Source organism: Pseudomonas arsenicoxydans, assembly GCF_006438915.1.
GTDB lineage: Bacteria > Pseudomonadota > Gammaproteobacteria > Pseudomonadales > Pseudomonadaceae > Aquipseudomonas > Aquipseudomonas arsenicoxydans_A.
The window spans coordinates 101016-109091 of sequence record NZ_RCZE01000016.1; the positions used below are offsets into that span (position 1 = coordinate 101016).

Genomic DNA, 8076 nt, shown 5'->3' on the forward strand with positions numbered 1-8076 from the left:
TTCTCCTAAAGGCCGGTCTAGAACCTGGCGACGCCAAAACTGTTGGCTTGCAGCGGCCGCACCTCGGCCTCGTGACAGATATCCAGCAAGTAACCGAGCAACGTCCGCGTGTCCCGCGGATCGAGCAGCCCGTCGTCCCACAGGTTGGCACTGCCGTAGAGCGCGGTGGACTGGCTGTCGAGTTTCTGCGCGGTGACCTGCTCCAGCATGTCGAGCATTTTCGGGTCCGGCACCAAACCTTCCTTGAGCTGCTTGGCCTCGGTGACGATCCGCAGCACTTTGCCGGCCTGAGCGCCACCCATCACAGCGGTGCGACTGTTGGGCCAGGCGAAGATGAACCGCGGATCAAGGCCACGGCCGCACATCGCGTAGTTGCCGGCGCCATAGGAGCCGCCGACGACAATCGTCAGTTTCGGCACCCGCGCATTCGCCACCGCTTGAATCATCTTCGCGCCGTGCTTGATCACGCCTTGCTGTTCCGATTCTGTGCCGACCATAAACCCGGTGGTGTTGTGGAAAAACAGCAGGGGCGTCTGGCCCTGGTCGCACAGCTGGATGAACTGCGCGGCCTTGCTCGCCCCCTTGGGCGTAATCGGGCCGTTGTTGCCGATGAAACCGCAGGCACGCCCCTGGATTTTCAGGTGGCCGCAGACGGTCTGCTGATCGAACTCCGCCTTGAGTTCGAGGAAGTTCGAACCGTCGGCAATACGCGCGATGATCTCGCGCACGTCATAGGGTTTTTTCGGGTCGTCCGGGATCAGGCCCAGCAGCTCGTCGATGGGGTAGAGCGGCTCCTCCCAGCGATGTTCCGGGCGCCGGGGCAACTGATCGTTCCAAGGCAACAGGCTGACGATCTCGCGCACCTGGCGCACGCCGTCGGCATCGTTCTCGGCCAGGTACTCGGCGGTGCCAGCGGTTTGCGCGTGCATCTCGGCGCCGCCGAGTTCTTCGTCCGTGGCGACTTCTCCGGTTGCCGCTTTCAGCAGGGGCGGGCCGGCGAGAAACAGCTTGGCCTTGCCGCGCACGACCACCACGTAATCCGACAATCCCGGCTGATAAGCGCCGCCCGCAGTGGCCGAGCCATGCACCACGGTAATCTGCGGCAATCCCATGGCTGACATCCGTGCCTGATTGGCAAAGCTGCGCGCGCCTTCGACGAAAATGTCCGCGGCGTAATTCAGGTTGGCGCCACCGCTTTCGGCGAGGGTGATCACCGGCAGTTTGTTCTCCATGGCGATCTGTTGCAGGCGCAGGGATTTTTTCAATCCGCTGGGGGAAATGGTCCCGCCCTTGATCGCGCTGTTGTTCGCCACCACCAGCACCCGCACGCCGGACACGTAACCGATCCCGGCGATCAAACCACCACCGGCCGCGCTGCCGTCCTTGTCATCGTGCAGCTTGTAGCCAGCCAGGCTCGCCAGTTCGAGGAACGGCGCGCCGGGGTCGAGCAGCAGGTTAAGGCGTTCGCGCGGCAGCAGTTGACCACGCTTGTCGAATTTCGGCTTGGCTTCGGCCGCCTTGTTCAACAGGTTCTGTTCGAGCTGGCGCACGTGCTCGATCACGGCCTGCATCGCGGCGCGGTTCTGGGCGAACTGCGCGCTGAACGGGTCCACTTGCGACTGAATCACCGGCATGGCTTATTCCTTGTCCTTGAGTACGTCTGGTCTGAGCACTTCTGGTAAGTAGGCGCGGTGAAAACCGTTATACGACTCACTGTTCGTCGCCTTGTGAATCGGCCACGCCCGCCCGCCCAGGCTGGCAGCGCCGTCGATGCGCAAGGTGCTGCCACTGACAAACGCCGCTGCCGGGCTGAGCAGGAACACAATCGCCGCGCTGACTTCCGATTCGGTCCCGATGCGCTTCAGCGGCACGTGTTCGCGCAAGGTCGGAATCACTGCTTTGAACGCGCCTTCGTAAGTGTCCATGCCACTGGACGCCACCCACCCCGGCGCTACCGCGTTGACCCGCACCCCGGCGTAACCCCATTCGAAGGCAGCAGTCTTGGTCAGGTTATCCATGCCCGCGCGCGCTGCGCCTGAGTGCCCCATGCCGGGCATGCCGCCCCACATGTCGGCGAGCATGTTGACGATGGCGCCGCCATGCTTGCTCATGGATTGATTGAACACTTCCCTGGCCATCAGGAAACCGCCCACCAGATTGGTGCGGACCACGGTTTCGAAACCTTTCTGATTGATCGAGGCCAGTGGCGAAGGAAACTGCCCGCCTGCATTGTTGACCAGCCCGTGGATCGGCCCGTATTTGCGAATCAACTCGCTGACCAGATGCTTGACCGCTTCTTCCTCGCGAATATCGCAGGCGGCCCAATCCGCCTTGCCGCCGTCTTCGGCAATCTCGGCGGCGACGCTTTTCAACTTGTCGGCCTTGCGCCCGACCAGCAGCACATGCGCGCCCAGTGCTGCCAATTCATGGGCGGTGCAACGGCCGATGCCGCTGCCGCCACCGGTGACAAGGATGGTTTGTCCCGCAAACAAGTCGGCTTTGAAAATAGAATCGTAAGCCATGGCGGCAGTCCTCTAGTTGACCTGGTCGGCGATGCGTTGCGGCACCGGAATCTGGATCTCCAACAGCTGCTGGGCGAAGGCCTTGCCTTGCGGGTCGATCCGCAGGCTGGCCACGCCACCGCCGCCGAGGGCGTTCTCCAGGAGAAAATTCAGGCTGTGGGTTCCGGGCAAATACCAGCGCTCCACGCGCCCGTGAACGGGGTCGAGGACGTGGCTCATCCAGTCGACCATGACCTCCGGTGTCAGCGCTTCGGCGATCCACGGCAGGTACTCGGGCTCGCGGGCCATGACGCCGATGTTGCTGTGATTGCCCTTGTCGCCGGAGCGGGCGACCGCGAGTTGGATCAGGGCCACGCTGGCGTCGGCGCGGTCGGTGGGCTGCGGTGGGTCGAACGGGACAGGCAAGTCATCCGGGTCGAGCACATCGACGGCGGGCGGGGTGCAGGGGTGGCGCTGGCCATTGAAATCAATGTCCAGCGTGCAGGCGGTTTTGTCGATAAGGAAGGAGAACAGCCGGATCAGCGGATACACCGTCGGCCGCCCGCCGACGATGCCGGTCAGCCCCGGTGCCATGCCCGTTGCGGCCTGGGCGATTTCCCGGGAGAACACGATCAACGCCTGTTTGCTCGGGTGGCGCACCGCGAGTTTGATCACCACTTCGCGGCTGTCCGTGCGCTGGCCGTGGGGGCCGTAGGTGGCCTCGCTGCCGAGCAGTTCGATGTTCACTTCGCTGTAGGGCGCCCAGCCGCGCTGGCGGAAAATGTCCGAGGTCTTGTTGATGATCGCTTCGCTGACCCGACGTGCCTTGTCCACCGCATCGATGCCCGCGATCAGGCAACTGGCAGTGCAACGGAAACCGTCCGGGTACGTCGCGCTGACCTTGTACTGACCGGTCGGCGGCAAGCCTTTGGCGCCGTGTACCTGGACCGCATTTTTGCCCTGTTGCTGAAGTTTGACTTGAGTGAAATCGCAGACCACATCGGGCAGCAGGTAAGCCCGTGGATCGCCGATTTCATAGAGCATCTGCTCGCCGACGGTCAGTGGCGTGACCAGGCCGCCGGAGCCTTCCGGTTTGCTGACGATGAACTGGCTGTCGGCGCTGACTTCGACGATGGGGAAGCCGATGTGTTCGTAATCGGGCACTTCGCGCCAGTCGGTGAAATTACCGCCGGTGCATTGGGCGCCGCATTCGATGATGTGGCCGGCCAGCGCGGCTTGGGCCAGTTTGTCGTAGTCGTGCCAGGACCAGCCGAATTCATGCACCAGTGCCGCGCTGACCACGGCGCTGTCGACCACGCGACCGGTGATGACGATGTCTGCGCCCAGGCGCAAGGCTTCGACGATGCCCGGTGCGCCGAGGTAGGCGTTGGTCGATACGCACAGGGGCGGTAACGGCGCGCCGCTGAACATTTCATGAAGGCCAAGGCTGCTCAGCTGTTTGAATTGCGGTTGCAGGTCATCGCCCAGCAGCACGGCGATTTTCAGCGCCACGCCGGCCTTGTTGCAGGCGGCTTGCAGGGCGGCGGCGCAGGCGAGCGGGTTGACCCCTCCGGCGTTACTGATGACACGAATCTTCTGTTCGGCAAGTTGCCCCAGCAATGGGCTGAGGACTTCGATGAAGTCCCCCGCATAGCCGGCCTGTGGGTCTTTCATCCGTGCGCCGGCCATGATCGACAGGGTGATTTCAGCCAGATAGTCGAAGACCAGGTAGTCCAGGCGTCCACCTTCCACCAGTTGCGCGGCGGCGGTCGAGGTGTCGCCCCAGAAGGCGCTGGCGCAGCCGATGCGAATCGTTTTGGGCACAGTCAACTGCATAGCCACCTCCCACTGAAGTGAATCGAGACTACCAAGCAAGCGCTTGGTTTGTAAACTCCTGAAATATCTTCTGCCCGAGCGCTTGCTTGGTTGCCCTCGCCAGCTTAAATTGCCCGCGCAACCCCCGTGTTTTGGCGGCGAGCGGCGTATTTGATTGATCGACTGTAGGAGAGAACGGGTGGACGAGCAAAAAGCCCTGAGGGTCATGCGCGAATTGGTCGACATCGGCCAATTGACCGACCCGGACAGCGCCCGCGGCAAACTGCTGCAAGTGGCGGCTCACCTGTTCCGCAACAAAGGTTATGAACGCACCACCGTGCGCGATCTGGCGGGTGCCGTGGGCATCCAGTCAGGCAGCATTTTTCATCACTTCAAAAGCAAGGACGAAATCCTTCGCGCCGTGATGGAAGAGACCATCCGCTACAACACCGCGTTGATGCGTGCGGCCCTGGCCGAGTCCGGCAACGTCCGCGAACGGGTGCTGGCGCTGATTCGTTGCGAGTTGCAGTCGATCATGGGCGGCAGCGGCGAGGCCATGGCGGTGCTGGTGTATGAATGGCGCTCGTTGTCCGAAGAAGGGCAGGCGCAGGTATTGGCACTGCGGGATATTTATGAAGAGCTCTGGCTGCAGGTGTTGGGCGAAGCCAAGGATGCGGGTTTCATTCGCGGCGATGTGTTCATCACGCGGCGTTTCCTCACGGGCGCGTTGTCCTGGACCACCACCTGGTTTCGCGCTGGCGGCAGCATGAGCCTTGATCAATTGGCCGAGGAAGCCTTGATTCTCGTACTGGAAGAAAAACAATAAGGTTGTGCCAATCTAAGGAAACTGGCTAAGTGGCCGAAACCGCCTAGCTTGATTGCATTGATGCGTATTTTTTTGGGGAGTGGGTTGTTTTGATGTCTTCGCCAATCAGGACGGCTTCGCGGCTTTTGCTGACGTCGCTTGCGGCGCTCTGGGTATTGCCGTCCCACGCTGCACAACTGGTGCGAGTGGGTGCGGCGCATTTTCCGCCCTACACCATTCGCCCGGAAACCGGTGTCGACACCGGCCTGCTGCCACAGTTGGTCGAGGCTTTGAATCGCGAGCAAAGCGATTATCAGTTTGTCCTGGTGCCCACTTCCATTCCCCGGCGCTTTGGTGATTTCAAGCAGGGCCGGGTCGACATGGCGATTTTCGAAAACCCGGATTGGGGGTGGAAGGACATTCCTCACACCAGCGTCGATATGGGGCTTGAAGACGCCGAGATTTTCGTCGCGCAACGCCTGCCGGATCGACAGCAGAACTATTTTGTCGACCTCACCGGCAAGCGCCTGGCCCTGTTCAGCGGCTATCACTACGAATTCGCCAACTTCAATGCCGACCCGAAATTCCTCGCGCAAAACTACAACGCGACGCTGACCTATTCCCACGACAGCAACTTGCTGATGGTGCTGCGCGGGCGGGCCGACATTGCTCTGGTGACGCGCTCTTATCTGAGCGATTACCTGCTGCGTAACGAGAAAGTCGCCGATCAACTGCTGGTGTCCCAGCGCATCGATCAGGTCTATCACCACTACGCCATCCTGCGTCCCTCCGCGCCTATCACGGGCGAAGCGTTCAGCAAATTGCTGGAAGGACTGCGCGACAACGGCCAGATGCTGAAGATTTTCGATCCGTACAAAATCGCCGTGGTGCCGGTGCCGCGAACCTGATATCACACAGCAGTATTTACACAGTTGTCTTAAATTTCCGGCCCCGACTCACGTCACATCGTTGAACTGTCGACGATTAACGTGAGCCCGACCCATGCCCGATTTGAATGACCTGACTGTGCTGGCCCTGCCAACCGAAGGGCCGCTTGTAGCCGATGAAACCGAAAACCGCCTGCACCTCAGCCTGCAAGGCCAGCCGTTGATTCAGCTGCGCCTGACCCGTGAGCCCGAGTTACAGGTGCAAGTGGAAGAGCACTTTGGCCAACCTCTCGGACAGGGCATCCGGACCGCCTGTTATTGGCTGTTTGCCCGTGATCCTGCTTGCCAGCGCCTGACTTGGCAATTCGACGAAATTCCCACCGATGCACTGCTCAGCGGCTTGCTGATTCCCAGCGAAATCGTCGGCCAGTATCACTGTTTGCGTACTCTGTTCTGGCAAATACCTCAGCCATGGCTGGGCGAATCGCAGACCGTCAGTTATCCGCAGCATCGGGTCATCAGCAACGGCAAGCGTCATCCGCTGCGACCACCGAAGCCGCAGGGCGAAGTGTATCGGCGCTTTGATGTGCGCCTCGGTGCCTGGGTTTCCCTGCGCACAGTGAACATTGAATTGGACCTGGAGCGTTTCAATCGCTGGCAGAACAGCCCGCGTGTGGCGAGTTTCTGGCAGGAGGAGGGCAGTCTCGACCAGCATCGAGACTACCTGGACAAACTGGCGGTGGACCCGCACACGCTGACCCTGATCGGCTGTTTCGATGATCAGCCGTTTGCCTATTTCGAAGCGTATTGGGCCAGGGAAGATCGCATCGCGCCGTTCTATGACGTCGATGATTACGACCGTGGCATCCACATGCTGGTGGGTGAGGAAAACCACCGGGGGCCGTACAAAGTGGCGAGTTGGTTATCGGCGCTGGTGCATTACCTGTTTCTTGACGACCCGCGCACGCAACGGGTGGTGGCCGAGCCTCGCGCTGATAACGCGAAGATGATCGGGTATATGCAGGGGCGGGGTTTTTACTGCGAGAAGGAGTTTGATTTCCCGCATAAGCGCGCGGCGTTGATGGTGGTGGGGCGGGAGCGGTTTTTTGATCGGTGTGCGTTGGCTTGATGCTTAAGGTTCAAGATCTGCAGCGGTTTTGAGTCCGCCTTCGCGAGCAAGCCCGCTCCCACATTTGATCTCCTGTGACCACATAATTTGTGAGTACCAGAGATCAAATGTGGGAGCGGGCTTGCTCGCGAATGGGGCGACGCCGATATCAGGTCCTAGCGACGAGCAAAAGTATCCGCCCGACTCCCCGACACCTTGCGGCAATGCACCAGCGCATCGCGAATCATGAAATTCACCAGGGTTGGCGATACGCCGAGTTCCTTGGCGATGTCCTTCTGCGGCACCCCGTGCAGACGGTACATCTCGAAGGCGTAACGGGTGCGGCTCGGCAACTCCGTCAGCGCATCGGCAATGTGCTCAAGGGTCGAGAAGTTGATGTGCGAGGTTTCAGGTGAAGCGCCTTGGATCACCACGTTCAGACCTTCCTCTTCAGGGCCGGAATACTTCTGCTCCAGCGCCTGCTTGCGGTAGTGGTCGATCGCCAGGTTGCGCACGATCTGGAACAGGTAGCTGAGCTGAGCCTTGAACGAGGAGGTGATCGCCGGTGCTGATTGCAGCCGGAAAAATGCATCCTGCACCACGTCTTCAGCGCGTGACCTGCAACCGGTAATGCGGGCTGCAATCTTGACCAGAATCAGTCGATTGTCGACGAAGGCCTGAAGTAGCGGTGAATCGCACCTGCTTGTGGATACTGGTTCCGTCATGGAAATCACCCTGCTGCCAATAGGTTGGTGGGGCGGCACGAAACCGGTGCCGCCCGACACGTCGAGCGACAAATTAGGCTTAATGATAATGATTGTCAATTGAGAAAGAGAAGTAATGCGCCTCAGTGGTGCAAAGTGCGAACTGCCGCACGCCGACACTCTCGCTTGCCCCCTCCATCCACGTTGGCTATCCGGCCCGTCGACTAATTATTGGCAGACGCCATCCGTTCTCATT

Annotated in this window: 7 protein-coding genes; 3 read left to right on the top strand and 4 right to left on the bottom strand. The window is 60.6% G+C overall.

Annotation, left to right across the window (positions count from 1 at the left end; genetic code table 11):
- Positions 1-17: 17 nt before the first annotated feature.
- Genes atuC through EAH78_RS27930 form a run of 3 tightly spaced genes read right to left on the bottom strand, consistent with a single transcriptional unit; the run spans position 18 to position 4325 of the window.
- The gene (gene atuC, locus EAH78_RS27920) at positions 18-1634 is read right to left on the bottom strand and encodes a geranyl-CoA carboxylase subunit beta (RefSeq protein ID WP_140670980.1); all 1617 of its coding nucleotides are present in this window, start codon (positions 1632-1634) and stop codon (positions 18-20) included.
- Positions 1635-1637: 3 nt separating this feature from the next.
- Entirely contained in the window at positions 1638-2522 is an 885-nt protein-coding gene (locus EAH78_RS27925; RefSeq protein WP_140670982.1) for an SDR family oxidoreductase, read from the bottom strand.
- A gap of 12 nt (positions 2523-2534) precedes the next feature.
- Positions 2535-4325 carry an acyclic terpene utilization AtuA family protein gene (locus EAH78_RS27930; protein ID WP_170219182.1) on the bottom strand — a complete coding sequence of 597 codons (1791 nt, stop codon included), beginning with the start codon at positions 4323-4325 and terminating at the stop codon, positions 2535-2537.
- Positions 4326-4515: 190 nt separating this feature from the next.
- Here EAH78_RS27930 and EAH78_RS27935 point away from each other — a divergent pair, with 190 nt between their 5' ends.
- From EAH78_RS27935 to EAH78_RS27945, 3 genes are all read left to right on the top strand, one after another.
- Positions 4516-5142: a TetR/AcrR family transcriptional regulator gene (locus tag EAH78_RS27935; protein ID WP_140670986.1), complete on the top strand. Its 627-nt coding sequence runs from the start codon at positions 4516-4518 to the stop codon at positions 5140-5142.
- 92 nt (positions 5143-5234) lie between these two features.
- Entirely contained in the window at positions 5235-6029 is a 795-nt protein-coding gene (locus tag EAH78_RS27940) for a substrate-binding periplasmic protein (RefSeq protein WP_193560106.1), read from the top strand.
- A gap of 94 nt (positions 6030-6123) precedes the next feature.
- Complete coding sequence (locus EAH78_RS27945; RefSeq protein ID WP_140670991.1) at positions 6124-7137, top strand: GNAT family N-acetyltransferase; 1014 nt, start codon at positions 6124-6126, stop codon at positions 7135-7137.
- A gap of 155 nt (positions 7138-7292) precedes the next feature.
- On the opposite strand, the gene EAH78_RS27950 is transcribed toward EAH78_RS27945, so the two are convergent.
- Positions 7293-7841, bottom strand: a complete 549-nt coding sequence (locus tag EAH78_RS27950) for an RNA polymerase factor sigma-70 (protein ID WP_140670993.1) — start codon at positions 7839-7841, stop codon at positions 7293-7295.
- Between the last annotated feature and the right edge of the window lie 235 nt (positions 7842-8076).

Coding starts and splice junctions, on each gene's coding strand:
- atuC (WP_140670980.1), bottom strand. CDS start 1,634: ATGCCGGTGATTCAGTCGCAAGTGGACCCGTTCAGCGCGCAGTTCGCC.
- EAH78_RS27925 (WP_140670982.1), bottom strand. CDS start 2,522: ATGGCTTACGATTCTATTTTCAAAGCCGACTTGTTTGCGGGACAAACC.
- EAH78_RS27940 (WP_193560106.1), top strand. CDS start 5,235: ATGTCTTCGCCAATCAGGACGGCTTCGCGGCTTTTGCTGACGTCGCTT.
- EAH78_RS27945 (WP_140670991.1), top strand. CDS start 6,124: ATGCCCGATTTGAATGACCTGACTGTGCTGGCCCTGCCAACCGAAGGG.
- EAH78_RS27950 (WP_140670993.1), bottom strand. CDS start 7,841: ATGACGGAACCAGTATCCACAAGCAGGTGCGATTCACCGCTACTTCAG.